Here is a 20,180-nt window from a genome sequence, read left to right on the forward strand (position 1 = left end):
AGGTCAGCCCCTTCGCAGGCGCAGGGTGAGGATCTGGAAGGGCCGCAGCGTGACGGCGACGCCTCCCTCGGTGATCTCCGCGTCCTCCAGCGGTCGCTCCAGCAGGTCGGTGACCTGGGCGCCGGCGAGCGGGAACCCGGTGCGCAGGGTGCCGGTGGCGCGGCCGCCGCGGGACTCGTAGAGCCGGACGACGACGTCGCCGGAGGCGTCGTCGGCGAGCTTGACGGCTTCCACGGTCACTCCCTCGCCCTCGGCGGAGACCACCGGTGCGGGGGCGCCGGCCGCGTCGGCCACCCGCAGCGGCAGGTTGAGGGCGTAGCCCTCGGCGACGGCGTCCTCGATGGTCGCGCCGGGCAGCAGCGCGTACGTGAAGCGGTGGCGGCCCTGGTCGGCCTCGGGGTCCGGGATGCGCGGGGCACGGACCAGGCTGAGGCCGACGGTGGTCGTGGTGCCGCCGTCCTCGCGGACCGTGCGTGAGACGTCGTGGCCGTAGGTCGAGTCGTTGATGACGGCGACGCCGTAACCCGGCTCGCCGAGGTGTACCCAGCGGTGGCCGGAGACCTCGAAGCGGGCCGCTTCCCAGGTGGTGTTGGTGTGGGTGGGGCGCTGGATGTGGCCGAACTGGATCTCGGCGGAGGAGTGGGATGCCCTGATGTCGACGGGGAAGGCCGCCTTGAGGATCTTCTCGGTCTCGTGCCAGTCGATGTCCGTCTCGATGTCGATGCGGGGGCTGCCGGCGCGGACGGTGATCGTCTGGGTGATCGTGGAGCCCTTGCCGAAGGAACGCTCGACGCGGATGGTGCCGATCAGCGGGTCCTGCTCGACGACCGTGACGGAGGAGGGGTCCAGGAGGTCGGTGTAGCGGTTCTTGTAGTGCTTGTCGATGTCCCAGGCGTCCCAGTAGTTGGGCAGGTCCGTGTGCAGGCGGAGCAGGTTGCCCGGCCCGGCGAGGACCTCGCGGCCGGCGCGCAGGTCGCGGACGGAGGACAGCGTGCCGTCCTCGGCGACCTCCACCCGGACCAGTCCGTTGTCGAGGATCCGGCCGTCGACCGTCACCGGCTGCTGGGGGGCGGAGTCGGTGAGGGGCGCGGAGCCGTTCGCGGGCACTTCCACGTACACCGGTGCGCCGTCGGCCGTGCGGACCACGTCGGCGCGGTCGTAGGGGCTGGTGTTGAAGACGCGGGTCTCGCCGGTGCCCAGCGCGGACACCGCCTCGGCGGTCAGCGCGTGCAGCTCCCGGGCGACGCGGGCGTACTCGGCCTCGGCCTCGCGGTGGACCCAGGCGATCGAGGAGCCGGGCAGGATGTCGTGGAACTGGTGCAGCAGCACCGTCTTCCACAGCCGGTCCAACTTCTCGTGCGGGTAGGTGTAGCCCGGTGCGTGCAGGGCGGCCGTGGTCGCCCAGAGTTCGGCCTCGCGCAGGAGGTGCTCGGAGCGGCGGTTGCCCTGCTTGGTGCGGGCCTGGGAGGTGTAGGTGGCGCGGTGCAGCTCCAGGTAGAGCTCGCCCACCCACACGGGTGCGTCCGGGTACTCCTCGCGGGCCTTGGCGAAGAACTCGTCGGGGTGCTCGACGACGACCTTCGCGGAACCCTCCAGGTCCGCCAGCCGGCGGGCGCGTTCCATGATCTCGCGGGTGGGGCCGCCGCCGCCGTCGCCCCAGCCGAAGGGGGCCAGGGAGCGGGAGGCGCCGCCCTTCTCCGCGTAGTTGCGGACCGCGCGGGACATCTCCACGCCGCTGAAGCGGGCGTTGTAGGTGTCGACCGGCGGGAAGTGGGTGAAGATCCGGGTGCCGTCGATGCCCTCCCACCAGAAGGTGTGGTGGGGGAACGTGTTGGTCTGGTTCCAGGAGATCTTCTGGGTGAGGAACCACTCGTTGCCGGCGAGCTTGGCGAGCTGCGGGTAGGCCGCGTTGTAGCCGAAGGAGTCCGGCAGCCACACGCCCTTGGTCTCGATGCCGAAGTGCTCGATGAAGAACCGCTTGCCGTGCACGAACTGGCGGGCGACCGCCTCGCCGCCGGGCAGGTTGCCGTCGGACTCGACCCACATGCCGCCGACCGGCGCCCACTGGCCGTTCTTGACCGACTCCTGGATGCGGGCCCACACCTTGGGGTAGTTGTCGCGCACCCACTCGTACTGCTGGGCCTGGGAGCAGGCGAAGATGAAGTCGTCGTACTCGTCGGCGAGCGAGGTGACGTTCGAGAAGGTGCGGGACGTCTTGCGCTTGGTCTCGCGGATCGGCCAGAGCCAGGCGGAGTCGATGTGCGCGTGGCCGACGCCGGAGATCGTGTGCGCGCTGGCGTGTGCGGGCTTGGACAGCGCCGGCTTCAGCGCCTCGCGCACCGCGGCGGCCGAGCCGGAGATGTCGTCCAGGTCGAGGAGGTCCATCGCCCGGTCGAGGGCGTGCGCGATCTCGTGCCGGCGCGGGTCGTGCTCGCCGAGCTCCAGCATCAGCTCGCGCAGCACCTGCACGTCGAGGTCGAGGTGCCAGACCTCCTCGTCGAGGATCGCGATGTCGGCGCTGCGGAAGGTGTAGAGGGGTTTGTCGCCCGCGGTGAGCTTGTCGCCGAGCCAGGTGACCTTGGAGAAGTTGTCCGCGAGGATGTCCGGGTTGGAGGCGGCTTCGACCAGGTAGTCGACCGTCTCGCCGCCGCGGGCGGGGTTGGCGATCGCCACGTACTGGTTGAGCGGGTTGACGGCCTTCAGGGGGGTGCCGTCGGTGAGGTGGACGAGGGCCTCGGCCTGGTTGCCGGGCCAGTCGCCGACGAAGCCGAGGTCGATGACGGCCTCGACGCGCTTCCCGGCCCACTCGGCGGGCACCTGTCCGCGCATGCGGAACCAGGTGGTGCCCCAGGGCGGGCCCCACGGGGTGCCCATCGTGAACGGCTCGTAGGAGGCGGCGGCGGCCTCCTCGAAGGGGACCGGCTCCCCCGGGGCCTGCCAGACCTCCACCTCGAAGGGGACGGTGGCCGCGTAGACCGCGGACTTGATGCGCTGGTCGTGAAGGCGCTGCACGCGCTCCTCGATGCGGCGGCTTTCGTCGTGCATGGGATGTCTCCAGGAAGCGGGGAAGAGCGACGGGGAAAGCGCTTACCTCTCGGTGCTCACCTAAGGTACGCCAGCCCCGGATGGACCTCGGTATAGCCCTCGACCAGCCTGCGGGCCACATTGACGGAGTCGACGAGCGGGTGCAGGGCGAAGGCCTTGACGGCGGTCGTGCGGGAGCCGGAGTCGGCGGCGGCCAGCACCTCGCGCTCGACGGCCTTGACCGCGCAGACCAGACCCGTGGCGTGGTCGGGCAGCGGGTCCACGGTGACGGGGTGGGCGCCGTTGGCGTCGACGAGGCAGGGCACCTCGATGACGGCGTCGGAGTCGAGAACCGACAGCGTGCGCTGGTTGCGGACGTTGAGGATCAGGGTGGTGCGCTCGTCCCGGGCGATCGCCCGCATCAGCGCGAGAGCCACCTTCTCGTAGCCGCCGGACAGGTCGTCCTCGTCACGTTCGCCGGCGCCCGCGGTTTCGCGGTTCTCCGCCATGTACGTGGCCTCCCGCTCGGCGCGGGTGCGGTCCCAGGCCGTGAGGGCGGGGGCGTCGGGGTTGCGCATCTCGGCGTAGAAGCGGGCCTGCTGGTCGTGCAGGAAGGCGCCGCGGGTCTTCTCGGCCTGCTGGTAGGCGCGGACGGCCTCGCGGTTGAAGTAGTAATAGTGCAGGTACTCGTTGGGGATCGCGCCCAGGGAGCGCAGCCAGTCGGCGCCGAAGAGCTTGCCCTCCTCGAACGAGCCGAGCAGGTCGGGGTCGGCGAGCAGGCGCGGGAGCTCGTCCCGGCCGGCGACGCGCAGGCCCCGCACCCAGCCGAGGTGGTTGAGGCCGACGTAGTCGATCCACGCCTCCGCTGGGTTCTTGACGCCGAGCACCCGGGCGATGCGGCGGCCCAGACCGACCGGGGAGTCGCAGATGCCGATGACGCGGTCGCCGAGGTGGCGGGACATGGCCTCGGTGACCAGGCCGGCCGGGTTGGTGAAGTTGATCACCCAGGCGTCGGGCGCGAGCCGGGCCACCCGCCGGGCGATGTCGACGGCGACCGGGACCGTGCGCAGGCCGTAGGCGATGCCGCCCGCGCCGACCGTCTCCTGGCCCAGCACCCCTTCGGCCAGGGCCACGCGTTCGTCGTTCGCACGCCCCTCCAGACCGCCGACGCGGATCGCGGAGAACACGAAGTCGGCGCCGCGCAGGGCCTCGTCGAGGTCGGTGGTGGCGCTCACCTCGGGTGCGTCGGGGACGCCGGCCGCCTGTTCGGCGAGGACACGTGTCACCGCCGACAGCCGTCCGGCGTCCAGATCGTGCAGGACGACACGGGCCACCCGGCCCTCGGCGTGGTCCTGCAGCAGCGCCCCGTACACCAGCGGCACGCGGAATCCTCCGCCGCCCAGAATCGTCAGCTTCACCGGGTACCTCCGATTCGGCGGGCCGTGCGCGGCATGGAGCGGGATCCGGACACGCGCCACCTCCTTGAACTTGCTTCAGGACCCCGGGCTGGTTCCAGCCCGGTCGGTGTCGAGAGTGTGAGTGGTCGTTGTGCACGGAACGGCGGGGCGATCCTGTCCTGGTGCCCGTCGGCCGGGAGAGAGTTCAAGCTTGCGCCTTTCCCGCCACGACCACCTCGACGCCCGCCTCCTGGAAGGAGGTCAGCGTCGCCGTGTCGACCGGCTCGTTCGTCACCACCGCGTCCAGGTCCTCGGGACCGCACACCTTCGCCATCCCGTTCCCGGGGAACTTCGCCGCGTCGGCGAGCAGCACCACCTTCTCGCCGGCCTTGATCATGGCCCGCTTGACCGGCACCTCCACGACCGTCGTGTCCATGACCTGCCCGCCGGGCCGTACCCCGCTGGTGCCGAGGAAGAGCCAGTCGGCATGCAGCTGGCGCAGGTTGTCCTCGGTCAGGAAGCCGACCAGGGAGCGGTACTCGCGGCGGACCATGCCGCCGAGCAGGACCAGCTCGATGCCCTCGTCGTCGGCGAGCTCCTCGTAGACCACGAGGTTGCTGGTGATCACGGTGAGCCGCCGGCCGTGCAGCTGCCGGGCCAGCCGGTACGCCGTCGTCCCGATGTCCAGCAGCACCGACTGACCGTCCCGGACCATGGCGGCGGCGCGTTCGGCTATGGCGTCCTTCTCGGTCACGCGCACCTCGGCGACCTCGGCGAAGGGCTGGTCGCCCTCCTCCACGACGGCGCCGCCGTGGACGCGGGTGAGCAGTCCGTCTTCTTCCAGTTTGACCAGGTCACGCCGGATTGTGGCAGGGCTCACGCCCAGCTGCTCCGAGAGGTCGGTCACGGCCGCGGGCCCGCCGGCACGCAGGGCCCGCAGGATGAGTTGGTGTCGTCGTTCAGCCAGCACGGCGTGCACATTACTCGTCATCTCCAATCATCGCCATGCTTATTTCTGCTCGGGTATTGACCAATCTCGCTGAGCGGCGCACGATTCCGGTCACCGAAATGAAGAGTTTTGACGATCTCCGTCGAAGCCCTGAGCGAGAGGACGCATCCGTGGACGACGACCGGCCCGATGTGCTGCTGACCGGGCTGCTCTTCTACGACCTCGTCCTCACGGGGCTCGACAGGCCGCCCACTCCGGGCGAGGAGATCTGGACGGGGGGCATGGGCTGCGGCCCGGGCGGCATCGCGAACCTCGCCGTGGCCGCCTCCCGCTTCGGCCTGCGCACCTGTCTGGCCACGGTGTTCGGCGACGACTTCTACGGCGAGCACTGCCGGGACGTCCTGTGCGACCAGGAAGGCGTCGACCTCTCGCTCTCCCGTACGGCGGACGGCTGGCCGACCCCGGTCACCGTCTCCGTCGCCTACGGCCACGACCGGGCCCTGCTCACCCACGGCCAGGAGCCGCCGTACTCCCAGGACGTGCTGATGGGCGACCCGCCCGACGCGCGGACCGCCCTGGTACACCTCGAAGCCCAGCCCCGCGAGTGGCTCGCCAAGGCCGCGGCGAACGGCACACAGATCTACGCCGACGTCGGCTGGGACCCCACCCAGGAGTGGCCGACGGCCCTCCTGGACCAGCTTTCCCTGTGCCACGCCTTCCTCCCGAACGAGACCGAGGCGATGGCCTACACCCGCACCGACAGCGCGTTGGCCGCGCTCGGCACGCTCTCGGAGCTGGTGCCCGTCGCCGTGGTGACCCGGGGCGGGGCCGGCGCCATCGCCGTCGACCAGATCACCGGCGAGTACGCCGAGGTCCCGGCGCTGGCGGCCGACGTCCTGGACGCGACGGGCGCCGGCGACGTCTTCGGCGCGAGCTTCGTGGCGGCCTCCCTCGGCGGCTGGCCGCTGGTGGAGCGGCTGCGGTTCGCGGTGCTCGCGGCCGGGCTGTCCGTCCGGCACCACGGCGGCGCCCTCGCGGCCCCCGGCTGGTACGGCATCGCACGCTGGTGGCGCTCCCTGAGCGACCCGGACCTGCGACGCGCCTACGGCTTCCTGGCCGACCGCGTCCCGGCCGATCCCGGGCCGCCCGTGCAGCACGCCCCCGTCACCCCGCCCACCCCTCACACTCCCGTCGGTCCGCGTGCCTCCGAAGGGCCGCACTGACCCCTCCCACCCCTCTCCACGTCGAACAGGAACAACAGGAGTGACCCGTGGACCTTTCTCGTAGAGGCTTCCTCCAGGCCGCCGCGCTCACCGCGGCCGCCTCCGGTCTGACCGTCGCCTGCGGCGGCGGATCCGGCTCGGCCGGCAGTAAGAACGGCAAGAACCTCACCTTGTGGTACTGGGGAGGGGCGCTCAGCGACAAGGTCGTCGCCGACGCGAAGACGCACTTCAGCGGCCAGGTGAAGCTGACCGCCGCCTCCATAGGCGGCGACTTCAAGCAGAAGCTGACCACCACCCTCGCGGCGGGCGCCTCCGTGCCCGACATCACCGGCATCAAGGGCGAGGACATGGCGTCCTTCCTGCCCAACGCGGGCCGCTTCCTCGATCTGAACGACCTGGGCTTCAAGAAGATCGCGTCCCAGTACCTGGACTGGAAGACCAAGCTCGCCCGGACCGAGGACGGCAAGCAGATCGGCTTCCCGATCGACATCGGCCCGACCGCCCTCTTCTACCGCGCGGACCTGTTCGACAAGGCCGGACTGCCCACCGACCCCGACAAGGTCGCCGCCCGGGCCGGGACCTGGGAGGAGTACTTCGCCCTCGGCACCGAGCTGCGCAAGAAGGTGCCGGGCACCTACCTGGTCAACAACATCGGCTCGGTCTTCACCATGGCGGTCGGGCAGGGCACCGAGCGGTTCATCGACAAGGACAACCGCTTCATCGGCGACCAGGACCACATCCGCAAGGCGTGGACCACGGCGGTCCGCCCCTACACCCTCGGTCTCGACGCCAAGATCAACGACAACACCTGGAACGCCGCCGTCGGCAAGACCCTGACCACCGAACTGGGTGCCGCCTGGCACGCCCTGGACATCGAGCAGGCGGCCCCGAAGACCAAGGGCAAGTGGCGGGTCTGCGCGATGCCCGGCGGACCGGCCAACCAGGGCGGGTCCTACCTGGCCCTGCCCAAGCAGTGCCGCAACCCCGAAGAGGCGTTCAAGATCATCAGCTGGATCCTCAGCCCGGAGAACGACGCCCGCGGCTTCACCGACGCCGCCATCTTCCCCGCCGCACCGGCGGCCTACTCCATGCCCGCCATGACGGGCGGTGACCCGTTCTTCGGCGGGCAGAAGATCATCGATGTCTTCGGCCCCGCCGCCAAGGCCATTCCGGCCGCCTACGAGGCACCCGCCGACGCCGCAGTCATGGCGCCTTTCATGACCGAGCTGTCCAGCATCGAGGCCAAGGGCAAGAAGCCCGACGACGCCTGGAAGGACGCGGTCGCCCAGGCCAAGCAGATCGCCCGGCGGCAGGGGGTGAGCTGAGCGATGGCGTCACCTCCGGTCACCGGTTCCGCCGCGGTGCCCCGGCACCACGGCGGGCCCGGCCCGGCCCGCTTCCGCCCGCGGCGCACGCAGCCCGCGGACACCGTGCGGCCAGGGCGTCGCGGTGTGCTGTCGCACTGGCGGCAGTACCTGGCGATCTCGCCCTTCTTCCTGATCTTCGGCGTCTTCTCGTTCTTCCCGGTCTTCTACTCGCTCTACCTCGCCTTCCAGCGCTGGGACGGCCTGGGCACCGTGCAGTTCGTGGGCCTGCAGCAGTTCGAGTTCCTCTGGGACGACCCGGTCTTCTGGCTGTCGATCCGCAACACCCTGGTGATCTGGGTGCTGTCCACCGTTCCCACCCTGTTCGGCGCCCTGGTGCTGGCGACGCTGCTGCATTCGGTGCGCCGCTTCAAGGGCTTCTACCGCATCGCCCTGTACATACCGAACGTCACCTCGATCGTCGCCGTGTCGATCTTCTTCGGCGCGGTGTTCAGCAACAACTTCGGTCTGGTCAACGCGATCCTCGGCACGGTCGGCATCCCACCCGTCCCCTGGCTGAGCAATCCGTGGCTGATCAAGCTGGTCATCGCGCTGCTGATGACCTGGATGTGGACCGGCTACAACATGATCATCTACCTGGCCGGCCTCCAGGCCATCCCCACCCAGATCTACGAGGCGGCCAGGCTCGACGGTGCCGGGCCGATCCGCACCTTCTTCCAGATCACCATGCCGATCATGCGGCCCATCATCCTGTTCACCGTCATCATCTCGACCATCAACGGCCTGCAGAGCTTCAGCGAACCCCAGGTCCTCTTCGGCAGCAACGCCGCCAACCCCAACCTCGGCGGTCCCGGCCAGGCCGGCCTGACCACGCTCCTCTACTTCTACCAGTCGGCCTTCGTCAACAACGACTACGGCTACGGCGCGGCCATCGTCTGGGCCTTCTTCGTACTGATCATGGTGCTGGTCGTCGTCAACTGGCGGGTCGTCCAGCGCGGGAGGAAGTCATGACCGCAGTGGTCCCCAGGCGGTCCCGGCGCCCGAAGGGCCTGACCGCGCACATCGTCCTCGTCCTGGCCGTGCTGATCTCGGTCTTCCCGTTCGTGTGGACGATCGTCATGGCGACGAACACCACCGAGGACATCTACAAGAGCCCGCCCAAGCTGACCTTCGGCTCTCACCTGCTGGAGAACATCCGGCACGTGCTGGACACCATCGACTTCTTCGGCTCGATGCTGAACACGCTCGTCGTCGCGACCGTCACGACCGTCCTGGTCCTGTTCGTCGACTCCCTGGCGGCGTTCGTCTTCGCCAAGTTCGACTTCCCCGGCCGCAAGGTGCTGTTCGCCATGCTGGTGGGGTTCATGATGCTGCCGCTCCAGCTGGCCGTCCTGCCGCAGTTCATCCTCATGTCCGACATAGGCTGGGTCGGCACCCTCAAGGCCCTGGTCCTGCCCGCCCTCGCCAACGCCTTCGGCATCTTCTGGCTGCGCCAGTACATCGAGAACGGCGTGCCGGACGAACTGCTCGACGCCGCGCGCATCGACGGAGCGGGATTCTTCCGCCAGTACTGGAACATCGTGCTGCCGATGATCAGGCCCGCGCTGTCCTTCCTCGCCATCTACGCCTTCGTCGGCGCCTGGAACGACTACATCTGGCCCCTGGTCGTGCTCAACGACCCGAGCCACCTCACCCTCCAGGTGGCGCTGGCCCAGCTCCATGTCGGCCACACCACCGACTACAGCATGGTCATGGCCGGTGTCCTCATGGCGTCCGTGCCCCTGGTCGTGGTCTTCACGCTCTTCGCCCGCGGCTTCATCGCGGGCGCCACGGAGGGGGCGGTGCAGGGCAGCTGACGCGCCCCGAGAGGGGCGCGGGGAACTGCGCGACCAGCCACAACGGACATGCAGCCAAGAACCGGCCGGCGGTCCCCGGCTCTTGGCAACCACACGAGAGAGGCTCCCGGTGACGAACGTCGACACCAACAGCGAACGCCCCAAGGTGCTCGTCGTCGGCATGGACGGCCTGCGCTACGACCGGCTGACCCGCTCCCCGTCCACCGCACCCGTACTGCACGACCTGATGGCCACGGGCGCCCACGGAACGAGCCTGCTCCCCTACGGCCGGGCCGACGGCGAGCCCGCGGCCGGCACGGCCTACACCGACTCCGGCCCCGGCTGGTCGAGCATCCTCACCGGGGTGTGGCCCGACCGCCACGGCGTCACCGGCAACGACTTCAAGGGTGCCGACTACACCCGCTACCCCGACCTCCTGACCCGCGCCGCCACCGCCCGGCCCGGTCTGCGCACGGTGGCCGCGTGTCCTGGCCGGCACTGGTCCGCCGGGGCACCCTCGGCCGGGCCATCGGCCGGCGTGTGCGCCACAACGGCGAGTCCCGGGGCTACGAGACCGCGGACCGCCGCGTCGCCCGCACCGCCCTCCGCTGGCTCACCAAGTCCGACCCGGACGTCATGTTCGTGTACTTCGGCGCCACCGACGAGGCCGGCCACGCCACGGGCCCCCTCTCTCCCGCCTACGACCGGGCCCTCCTCGCCCAGGACACCCACCTCGGGCACCTGCTGGACGCGATCGGGGCCCGGGCGGCGGCTCCCGGACGCGCCCGGGAGCGCTGGACCGTGCTGATCACCACTGACCACGGTCACCTCGACTCCGGCGGTCACGGCGGTGACTCCCGTGCCGAACGGGAGGTCTTCGTCATCCTCGCCGAGCCCGGAGCTCCCGGAACCCTCGGAGGCACCCGGCTCGACAGGCCCCGCCTCGTCGACATCGCCCCCACCGTCCTGCGCCGTCTCGGCATCCCCGTCGACCCCGCCTGGGGCCTGCAGGGCCGTGTCCTGCCCCGCCCCACCGCACCGACTCCGGAATGGTCATGACCGACGAACGTCCCGATCCCCTGATCGCCCTGCGCCCCTGGGAAGCACCCGAGGTGACCTCCTGGCGCCGGTTGCCGATGAACGCCGTCGACCGGCGCCCCGGAGCCGTCACTCTCGACGGCGACTGGCGCTTCCAGCTGCTGCCCGCGCCCGACGCCCCGCTCGGGGAGGTCTGGTCGTCGTCGTACGTCCCCGGTGTCTGGACCGTGCAGGGCACGGACGATCTCCCGCGGTACCTGAACGTCCGCATGCCGTTCGCCGAGTTCCCGCCGCAGGTGCCCGCCGCCGATCCGACCGGGGTGTACGAGCGTTCCGTGGACGTGCCCGCCGAGTGGGCCGGGCGGCGGATCGTGCTCCAGGTCGGGGCCGCCGAGAGCGTGCTGCTGGTGCACGTGGACGGGCGGCCCGCCGGGATCTCCAAGGACTCGCATCTGGCCGCCGAGTTCGACCTGACGGGCCTGGTGCGCCCCGGGGAGCGGGCCACCCTGCGGCTGACCGTCGTGAAGTGGTCGGACGCCTCGCACATCGAGGACCAGGACCAGTGGTGGCACGGCGGTATCACCCGCTCGGTGCTGCTGTACGCCGTCGACCCGCTGCACCTCGCGGACGTGACCGTGCGGGCCCGCCGGGACGGCGACCTGCTGGTGGACTGCCGGGTGCGGGACGCGGGCGGGGCGCTGCCCGAGGGCTGGTACGTCAGCGGGGAGCTGGAGGGTCACCTGCTCACGCAGGACGCGGAGTTCGACCGCGCCAACGCCGAGGACGAGCGGGTCTCCGGCTTCCTGGGCGAGGCCCGGCTGCGGGCCGCCGTACCGGGTGTCCGCACCTGGACGGCCGAGACGCCCGAGCTGTACAACCTGGCCGTCCGCCTGCACCGCGCCGACGGCACGGTCGCCGACACCTCCCGGCACCGCGTCGGCTTCCGCGACGTCGAGATCGCCGGACGGGACCTGCTGGTCAACGGTGAGCGGGTGTTCATCCGGGGCGTCAACCGGCACGACTTCCACCCGCTGACCGGGCGGACGGTGACGTTCGACGACATGCGCGCGGACCTCGTCCTGCTGAAGCGCTTCGGCTTCAACGCGATCCGCACCGCGCACTACCCGAACGACCCGGCCCTGTACGACCTGGCGGACGAGCTCGGGCTCTACGTCGTCGACGAGGCGGACATCGAGTCCCACGACCACGCCCACGAGATCGCCGACGACCCGCGCTACCTGAACGCCTTCGTGGACCGGGTCTCCCGGATGGTGCTGCGGGACAAGAACCACCCGTCCGTCATCATCTGGTCGCTGGGCAACGAGTCCGACTACGGCGCGAACCACGACGCGGCGGCGGGCTGGGTGCGCCGCCACGACCCCACCCGGCCGGTGCAGTACGAGGGAGCGGCCAAGCGCGGCTGGGCCGATGCGGACCTGGCCTCCGACATCGCCTGCCCGATGTATGCGCCGCTGGAGGAGTGCATCGCGCACGCCATGTCGGGCACGCAGACCAAGCCGCTCATCCAGTGCGAGTACTCGCACGCCATGGGCAACAGCAACGGCACGCTGGCGGACCATTGGGAGGCCATCGAGACCACCCCGGGTCTTCAGGGCGGGTTCATCTGGGAGTTCTGGGACCACGGCATCCTCCAGCGTGTGAACGACGGCAGACCGGCCGGGCGTGGGGGCGCCGGGCTGTATGACAACGGTGTCGCCGCGCCCGGGCATCGCTGGGCGTACGGCGGCGACTTCGGTGAGACCGACCACGACGGCGCCTTCATCGCCGACGGCGTCGTCTTCCCCGACCGCACGCCCAAGCCCGTGATGTCCGAGCACCGGGAGATCGCCGCGCCGGTGCGGATCGAGTCCTACGGCCACGAGGGCGTGGTGGTGGGCAACCACCAGCACTTCCGGAGCCTGGACTGGCTGTCCGGCGAGTGGGAGCTGTCCCTCGCCGACGGCACGACCCTGACGGCTCCGGCCGGGCTGCCCCAGCTGAGACCGGGTGAGACGGCCGTGGTGCCGCTGCCGCTCGCGCTGCCGGAGGACGGCGGCGAGGCGTGGCTGACGCTGCGGGTCACGACGGCCCGGGACGAGCCGTGGGCACCGCGCGGCACGGTCGTGTGCCTGCCGCAGGTGCGGTTGCGGGCGGCGCTCCCGGTCGAGCACGCCCCCGCCCCGGACCGTCCGGTGGAGGTCGACGAGGACGGGCTGCTGGTCCATCCGCTGCTGACGGCCGCGCCCACGCTGTCGTTGTGGCGGGCGCCGACCGACAACGACGAGCTGGGCGGCATGGCGGCCCGCTGGCGGGACTGGGGTCTGGAGGCGCCCGTCCGCGAGGTCGTCTCCGTGCGGCGTGCCCCGGGCCGGGTGGCCGTGGTGTCCGACTACCTCTGCGCGGGCGGGACCGTCCGGCACGAGCAGGTGCTGACCGCGGTGGAGGACGGTGTGCTCGTCGAGGAGTGCGCCGAGCTGCCCGAGGCGCTGTACGACGTGGCCCGGGTGGGGACCGTCTTCGAGACGGCCGCCGGGCTGAACCTCCTGGAGTGGTTCGGGCAGGGCCCCTGGGAGTCGTATCCGGACCGGTCCGCGGGCGCGCCGGTCGGCCACCACCGCCTGCCGGTGGACGAGTTGTTCACACCGTATCTGCGGCCCCAGGAGAGCGGCGGGCGGCACGGCGTGCGCCGGTTCACCCTGTCCGCGCCCGACGCCACCGGCCTCGCGGTGCGGCTGGACCGGGCCCGTCAGGTCTCCGTGACCCGGTATCGCGCCGCCGACCTGGCCGCCGTCGCGCATCACGACGAACTGGTGCCGCGGGCCGGGTGCGTGGTGCACATCGACGCGGCGCACCGCGGGCTGGGCACGGCCTCGTGCGGGCCCGACACCTTCGCTTCCTACCTCGTCCCGTCCCGTGTCCACCGCTGGAGCTGGACGCTGCGCGTCCTCTGAGTTTCCTCGTTTCCTCCCTCCCTCTCAGTCACCGATCGTCAGTCACCCCATGGAGCACCCATGTGCGTTTCGCATGACCACGACCGGGGCGAAGCGCCCCAGGCCGGTGCCGGAAGACGCGGTTTCCTCCGCGCCACCGCGCTGCTCGGCGCGACGGCCGCCGCGGTGACCGCACTGCCGGCCGTCACCGCGCAGGCGGCGCCCGCGCGCCGGCGTCCCGATCCGCGCAGCCGCCGCTTCACGCTCGCGGTGATGCCGGACACGCAGTACCTCTTCGACGGTCCGAGCATCGACAAGGCTCCGGTGGAGGCGTCGCTGCGGTATCTGCTGGAGCACGGCGGGGAGGAGAACCTCGTCTTCCTCTCCCACCTCGGCGACCTCACGCAGAACGGCGCGAAGGAGGAGTTCGCCGCCATCGGCGAGGCGTTCCGGGTACTGGACCGCCAGGGTGTCGGCTACAGCGTCCTGGCCGGCAACCACGACGTGAAGTCGTCGACGACCGACCAGCGCGGCGCGACCCCGTATCTGGAGGCCTTCGGGCCGCAGCGGTTCGAGGGGAAGCCGACGTTCGGCGGCGCCTCCCCGGACGGCTACAACACCTGCCACCGGTTCGAGGCGGGCGGCCGGGAGTGGCTGGTGCTCGCGCTGGACTGGCGGCTGTCGCCGCAGGGTTACGCCTGGGCGAAGGACGTCCTGGCGAAGCACCCGAGGACACCGGTGATCCTCACCACCCACGAACTGGTCGTCGAGGACGACACGTTGTCGGACTACGGGCAGCAGCTGTGGGACCAGCTGATCCAGGACCACGACCAGATCTTCCTCGCCCTCGGCGGGCACTACTGGCCCGCCGGGCGCGCTACGCGGAAGAACGCCGCCGGGCACGACGTCCATCTGCATCTGACGAACTATCAGAACCGCTACTTCGGCGGCGCTGCGATGATCCGTCTCTACCGGTTCGACCTGGACCGCGGGGTCATCGACGTGCAGACGCTCTCGCCGTGGATCCTGGGCAGGGCCGCGAAGGGGCTCAACGAGCTGGAGCGGCAGGAGATGGAGCTGAGCGGCGACGCCGACCGGTTCTCCGTCGAGATCGACTTCGAGGAGCGCTTCTCCGGTTTCGCGCCCGTGCCCGCCCGTCCGGCCCGGCCCGCCTCGAAGATGCTGCTGCCGGGCACGGTGGCGTACTGGCGTTTCGAGAAGCCCGTCGACGGCACGGCCGGGACGGTCCGCGACCTGTCCGGCCGGGGCAACGACCTCTCCCTCGTCACGGTGGGCGGCGGCACGCTGGGCTGGTCGGCCGACCACCACCCCGACCAGCCGGGCCACGGCAGCCTGGAGTTCCAGGGTTTCAAGTCCCCGCTGAAGGGCGCCTACCTGCGCACGGTCGACGGCGCCCCGCTGAACAAGGCCACCTTCGGGGACGGTTACACCATCGAGGCGTTCTACCGGCTGCCCGCCGACTGGGACCCGGACCACAACGCCTGGTCGGGCCTGGTCTCCCGCACGGGCACGGGCGGCGCCGCCGGGAAGACCGCCGACGACCCGGACGAGCCGCTGGCCACGCTGTCGCTGTCCAACGACCGTGAGCCGCAGTGGGCGATGCGCCCGCTCGACCAGCAGGGCATCGCCACCAACTGGGGCCAGGAGACACCGCTGGAGACCTGGTGGCACCTGGCGGTCGTCAACGACGGCAGGCACACCACGCTGTACGTCGAGGGCTGCCCGGTGGTCCGCAACCCCAAGGCGTCCTCCGTCGGCATCACCTCCGTCGGTCTCCCGTGGCTGCTGGGCGGCTACGAGTACGCCGGGAAGATCGACCAGATCCTCCACGGCCGGCTCGGCGACGTGCGGATCGTCGCCCGGGCGCTGCCCGTCACCTCCTTCATGAACCACTGATCCCGAAGGGCCCACGATCATGACCGAGCAGCAGCTGCCCGCCTGGGCCGATCCGTCCGTCTCCCCCGCCGCCCTCGACCCGCAGGGCGTGTCCCGCCGCGGACTGCTGCGGCGCGCCGGCCTGTTCGGCGCCGCGTTCGCCCTCGGCTCGGCGGCGACCGGCCGGACCCCGGCCTTCGCCGCCGGTCACGGGGGGCCACTGGGCGGTGAGGACCCGCGCCTCGCCTACCTCGTCGGCGACCACCACATCCACTCCGTCTACAGCCACGACGCCAAGTACACCTTCTCCCAGCTGGCCGCGAAGGGCGCCGCATACGGCCTGGACTGGATGGTGTTCACCGAGCACTCCAACTTCGGGCACGCCGACTTCGGGGCCGCGATGGAGCACCGGGAGATCCTCAAGGCGCGGGCGGAGAACCCGCGGCAGCTGATCTTCCAGGGCCTGGAGTGGTACATCCCGGCCGCCGAGCACTGCACGGTGTTCACCGCGCCCGGCCCGCACGAGGTCGACGTGCTGACCCGCTTCGAGAGCGCCTACGACGGCAAGCTCCTCGCCTATGACAAGGGCGGCCCCGCCGACGCGGACACCGCCCGCAACGAGGCGCATGCCCTCAAGGGCCTCAAGTGGCTGGCGGAGCAGCGCCGTTCGGGCTACGTCGACGACGTGCTGGTGCTGGCCAACCATCCCATGCGCCTCGGCATCGACTCCCCGCACGAGCTGCGCAACTGGCGGGACGCCGCGCCCGGGATCGTGATCGGCATGGAGGGCGCGCCCGGCGCCCAGGGCGCGGCGATCCCCGGCTGGCGGGGCGCCACGTCGATCCGCGGCGAGTACGAGAACAAGCCGTCCGCGCAGTCCTGGCCCGGCTATCCGGCGGACGCCTACCTCACCTACGGCGGTTTCGACTGGGCGACCGCGACCGTCGGCGGTCTGTGGGACGCGATGCTCGCCGAGGGCCGGCTGTTCTCGGTCACCACCAACTCCGACGCCCACCGGATCGTCTTCGACACCTGGAGGAACGGCGACTGGCAGCCCGGGCAGACCTTCGACAACACCGGGAAGCTGCCCGACCCGGTGAACACCGGCACCCCGCAACCGGGCAGCGACTTCTGGCCCGGCCAGTTCAGCCGTACGCACGTGGGCGTGACCCGCTACGGCTACCGCGCGGTGATGTCGGGGATGCGCGCGGGCCGTGTCTGGCTGGACCACGGGCATCTGCTCGACGGGCTCGACGTCCGCCTGACCCGGGACTGCGACCGGGGCCGGGGCGTGACGCTGGGCGGCCGGCTGCGAATCCGCAAGGGCGAGAAACTCACTCTGAACGTCACGGTGACGACCGCCTCCCGGCCCAACCCGCAGGGGATCCTGCCCGAGTTGGCACATGTGGACGTCATCCGCGGCGCGGTGCGCGGGCCGGTCGCCGACCGCGACGTCTGGAAGGCCCCGGACACACGGGTCGTGCGGACCGAGGACGTCTCCGGGCGCGAGGGCACCTACACCCTGCGCATCCCGCTGACCGCGGGCGAGGAGTCCTTCTACGTCCGGCTGCGCGGCAGCGACGGCAACCGCAACGGCGCCGGCTACCTCGGCGCCTCGGTCGACCCGCACGGGCCCGTCCCGCACGCGCCCGGGGACGGTGATCCGTGGGCGGACACCTGGTTCTACTCGAACCCGGTGTTCGTGGACGTCGAAGGCTCCTGACCCGGCGTACCAGCAGGTCACCGACGGATGGAGCGGAGGTACGGTGGGCCGCGTGACCGGTGAAGAGCCGCTGCGGCCCCAGTCCCTGATGCTGACGTTCCTGGGCGACCAGGTGCTCGGCCGTGACGTGTGCGTGTACTCGGGCAGTGTGATCGACGTGTTCGCCCGGGCCGGGATCGGCGAGCAGGCGACGCGCTCCACGCTGAGCCGTATGGCGGGCCGTGATCTGCTGCGCCGGCAGCGCGAGGGGCGCCGGATGTACTTCGGGCTGACCGAGCGATCGGAGGCGGTGCTGCGCGACGGCGAGGAGCGGATCTGGCGCACGGGTGCCGTCAACCGCCGGTGGGACGGCACCTGGACGCTGCTCGGTTTCTCCCTGCCGGAGTCCTGGCAGCGCCAGCGGCACGACCTGCGCTCCCGGCTGACCTGGAGCGGCTTCGGTCCGCTCTTCAACGGCCTGTGGATCGCCCCCGGCGAGGTCGACGTGTCGGCGCTGGTCGCCGAGCTGGGCCTGTCCGCGCATGTGAAGGTCTTCCGGGCACACGCGGACACCGGCACGGACATCGGCCGGATGATCGAGGAGACGTGGGAACTGTCCGACCTGGCCGGACATTACGCGGGATTCGTACGGCGCTGGCAGGCGTGGGAGGACGACCTGCCGGACGCCGACGACGCCCTCGTGCTGCGGCTGCGGCTCCAGACGGAGTGGTTGCAGATCGTCCGGCGCGACCCACGGCTGCCCGTCGGGCATCTGCCGGACGACTGGCCGGCCGAACAGGCCGAGAAGACGTTCCGGACCGTGCACGAGCGGCTCTCACCGCTCGTCCGCGACGCCTCGGAACGCCTTCTGGACCTGGTGCCCGCGCGGACTCAGGCGTAGAACCGCGACAGGCTCTGCAGCACCGCGGCGGGCTTGGTGCCGCCCTCGATCTCGATGGCGCCCTCGACGGTGATCTGCACGCCGCCCGGCACCTCCTCGACCTCGGCGAGCCTCGCCGCCAGGCGGATGCGGGAGCCGGCCTTGACCGGTGAGGGGAAACGCACCTTGTTGAGGCCGTAGTTGACCTTCGTCGTCACTCCCTGGACGTCCAGCAGCTCGGTGAACAGGGGGATGAAGAGGGACAGCGTGAGGTAGCCGTGCGCGATGGGTGCGCCGAAGGGGCCGTCCTTGGCGCGTTCGGGGTCCACGTGGATCCACTGGTGGTCGCCCGTGGCGTCGGCGAAGGTGTCGATGCGCTCCTGCGTCACCTCGATCCACTCGCTGGTGCCGAGGTCGCCGCCGGCGAGCTTCTTGAGTTCGTCGAGACCGTTGACGGTGATGCTCATGCGGATCCTTCACTCTGGCCGTAGCGCGTACGGACACGGGACTTGAGGAGTTTCCCGGAGGCGGTGCGCGGGAGTTCGTCCGCGAGGACCACCGACTTGGGGATCTTGTACTTGGCGAGGCGGCCCGCGAGCGACGCGAGTACCTCGTCGGGGTCGAGGGAGGCGCCCTCGCGTGGCACGACGACCGCGCGCGGCACCTCGCCCCACTTGTCGTCCGGCACTCCGATCACCGCGCACTCGGCGATGTCCGGATGGGCGAGGAGCCGGTCCTCGATCTCGGCCGGGTAGACGTTCTCGCCGCCCGAGATGATCATGTCCTTGATGCGGTCGACGATGTGGACGTAGCCGTCCTCGTCGACGTGTGCCGCGTCGCCGCTGCGGAACCAGCCGTCCGCGAAGGAGGCGGCGGTCTCCTCGGGCAGCCCCCAGTAGCCGGGCATGACGTGCGGGCCGCGCACCACGACCTCGCCGACCTCGCCGACCTCGGCCGGCGCCAGGTCCGGCCGGACGACGCGGACGTCGCTGAAGAAGTGCGGCACACCCGCCGATCCCGCCTTGCTCACGGCGTGCTCGGCGTCCAGGAACAGCGTGCCGGGGGCGGCCTCCGTCATGCCGTAGCCCTGGAGGAAGGTCAGGCCGCGCTCCTGGTAGGCGGCGATCAGCGGGGTGGGGACCGGGGAGCCGCCGCAGGTGAGGATGCGCAGCGAGGACAGGTCCGCGTCGGGCCAGCGCGAGTGGCGGGCCATCTGGTCGAACATCGTGGGCACGCCGAACATGAAGGTGATCCGGTGGCGTTCGACGAGGTCGAAGGTGGCGTCCGGGTCGAAGGCCTCGACCAGGACGCAGGTGCCGCCCTTCAGCAGGACCGGCAGCGTCAGCATGTTCAGTCCCGCCGTGTGGAACAGCGGGGCGGAGACCAGGGCCCGTTCGTCGGCGATCAGGTCGGTGTCGACGAGGACGTTGACCGCGTTCCAGGTGAGGTTGCCGTGGGTGAGCATGGCGCCCTTGGGACGGCCGGTCGTGCCCGAGGTGTACATGATGATGCAGGTGTCGTCGGCACCGACCGGTTCGTCGACCGGCTCCTCGGACGCCTCGGCGACGGCCGCCTCGTACTCGTCGCCGACCTCCAGGTAGAGGCGTACGTCCGTGCTGCCGGGCAGGCCCGCGACGAGACCCGCGTGGGACGGGCCGTAGACGAGGGCCCGCGCGCCGGAGTCGGCCAGCTGGTAGGCGATCTCCGGTCCGGCGAGGCGGATGTTGAGCGGGACGAAGACCGCGCCGAGCGTGCCGGCCGCGAACAGGGTCTCCAGGTAGGAGGGATGGTTCGGGCCGAGGTAGGCGATGCGGTCGCCGCGGCGCACACCCCGGGCGCGCAGGGCGTGGGCCAGGCGGGTGGTGCGGGCGTGGAGAGTGCCGTAGTCGGTGGCGGACCCGTGGTGGATCAGGGCCGTGCGGTGCGGGGTCTTGCGGGCCCGGCGTGCGGGCCACGACCCCAGTCCCTCGTTGCGCATCTA

At 71.1% G+C, this 20,180-nt stretch carries 14 protein-coding genes and 1 pseudogene; 10 read left to right on the forward strand and 5 right to left on the reverse strand.

The genetic code is table 11. The annotated features are described in order from the left end of the window. Positions 1-3 precede the first annotated feature (3 nt). The 3 genes from ABTX60_RS10380 to ABTX60_RS10390 form a co-directional block, all read right to left on the reverse strand. Entirely contained in the window at positions 4-3,045 is a 3,042-nt protein-coding gene (locus ABTX60_RS10380; protein WP_352096668.1) for an alpha-mannosidase, read from the reverse strand. Positions 3,046-3,101: 56 nt separating this feature from the next. Continuing rightward, complete coding sequence (locus tag ABTX60_RS10385; RefSeq protein ID WP_352096669.1) at positions 3,102-4,442, reverse strand: 6-phospho-beta-glucosidase; 1,341 nt, start codon at positions 4,440-4,442, stop codon at positions 3,102-3,104. A 184-nt stretch (positions 4,443-4,626) separates the two neighbouring features. Beyond that, complete coding sequence (locus tag ABTX60_RS10390) at positions 4,627-5,391, reverse strand: DeoR/GlpR family DNA-binding transcription regulator (protein ID WP_352096670.1); 765 nt, start codon at positions 5,389-5,391, stop codon at positions 4,627-4,629. Between the two features lie 149 nt (positions 5,392-5,540). Here ABTX60_RS10390 and ABTX60_RS10395 point away from each other — a divergent pair, with 149 nt between their 5' ends. The 10 genes and pseudogenes from ABTX60_RS10395 (at position 5,541) to ABTX60_RS10435 (ending at position 18,220) form a co-directional block, all read left to right on the forward strand. Further along, positions 5,541-6,593, forward strand: coding sequence for a carbohydrate kinase family protein (locus ABTX60_RS10395; RefSeq protein ID WP_352096671.1), 1,053 nt, complete (start codon positions 5,541-5,543; stop codon positions 6,591-6,593). Between the two features lie 47 nt (positions 6,594-6,640). Further along, positions 6,641-7,918 carry an ABC transporter substrate-binding protein gene (locus ABTX60_RS10400; protein WP_352096672.1) on the forward strand — a complete coding sequence of 426 codons (1,278 nt, stop codon included), beginning with the start codon at positions 6,641-6,643 and terminating at the stop codon, positions 7,916-7,918. Positions 7,919-8,044: 126 nt separating this feature from the next. Then, positions 8,045-8,929 carry a carbohydrate ABC transporter permease gene (locus tag ABTX60_RS10405; protein WP_352096786.1) on the forward strand — a complete coding sequence of 295 codons (885 nt, stop codon included), beginning with the start codon at positions 8,045-8,047 and terminating at the stop codon, positions 8,927-8,929. After that, positions 8,926-9,774, forward strand: a complete 849-nt coding sequence (locus tag ABTX60_RS10410) for a carbohydrate ABC transporter permease (protein WP_352096673.1) — start codon at positions 8,926-8,928, stop codon at positions 9,772-9,774. Before ABTX60_RS10405 ends, ABTX60_RS10410 begins: the two co-directional genes overlap by 4 nt. A gap of 160 nt (positions 9,775-9,934) precedes the next feature. Then, positions 9,935-10,102, forward strand: a pseudogene (locus ABTX60_RS43225) (alkaline phosphatase family protein); the annotation flags it as partial. Between the two features lie 134 nt (positions 10,103-10,236). Continuing rightward, entirely contained in the window at positions 10,237-10,812 is a 576-nt protein-coding gene (locus ABTX60_RS10415) for an alkaline phosphatase family protein (RefSeq protein WP_502992302.1), read from the forward strand. After that, complete coding sequence (locus ABTX60_RS10420) at positions 10,809-13,742, forward strand: glycoside hydrolase family 2 TIM barrel-domain containing protein (protein ID WP_352096674.1); 2,934 nt, start codon at positions 10,809-10,811, stop codon at positions 13,740-13,742. Before ABTX60_RS10415 ends, ABTX60_RS10420 begins: the two co-directional genes overlap by 4 nt. A 60-nt stretch (positions 13,743-13,802) precedes the next feature. Then, entirely contained in the window at positions 13,803-15,638 is a 1,836-nt protein-coding gene (locus ABTX60_RS10425) for a LamG-like jellyroll fold domain-containing protein (protein WP_352096675.1), read from the forward strand. 19 nt (positions 15,639-15,657) lie between these two features. Then, positions 15,658-17,340, forward strand: coding sequence for a PHP domain-containing protein (locus ABTX60_RS10430; protein ID WP_352096676.1), 1,683 nt, complete (start codon positions 15,658-15,660; stop codon positions 17,338-17,340). A 52-nt stretch (positions 17,341-17,392) separates the two neighbouring features. Continuing rightward, a complete protein-coding gene (locus ABTX60_RS10435; RefSeq protein WP_352096677.1) occupies positions 17,393-18,220 on the forward strand; it encodes a PaaX family transcriptional regulator in 828 nt (275 codons plus the stop codon). Here ABTX60_RS10435 and ABTX60_RS10440 read toward each other — a convergent pair. Continuing rightward, positions 18,211-18,666 (reverse strand): MaoC family dehydratase, encoded by a 456-nt coding sequence (locus tag ABTX60_RS10440; protein ID WP_352096678.1) that lies wholly within the window; start codon positions 18,664-18,666, stop codon positions 18,211-18,213. The genes ABTX60_RS10435 and ABTX60_RS10440 overlap by 10 nt on opposite strands. Next, positions 18,663-20,177, reverse strand: coding sequence for an acyl-CoA synthetase (locus tag ABTX60_RS10445; protein WP_352096679.1), 1,515 nt, complete (start codon positions 20,175-20,177; stop codon positions 18,663-18,665). Before ABTX60_RS10445 ends, ABTX60_RS10440 begins: the two co-directional genes overlap by 4 nt. Between the last annotated feature and the right edge of the window lie 3 nt (positions 20,178-20,180).

Origin of the sequence: Streptomyces sp. NPDC126510 (assembly GCF_040302345.1) — a bacterium.
Lineage (GTDB): Bacteria > Actinomycetota > Actinomycetes > Streptomycetales > Streptomycetaceae > Streptomyces.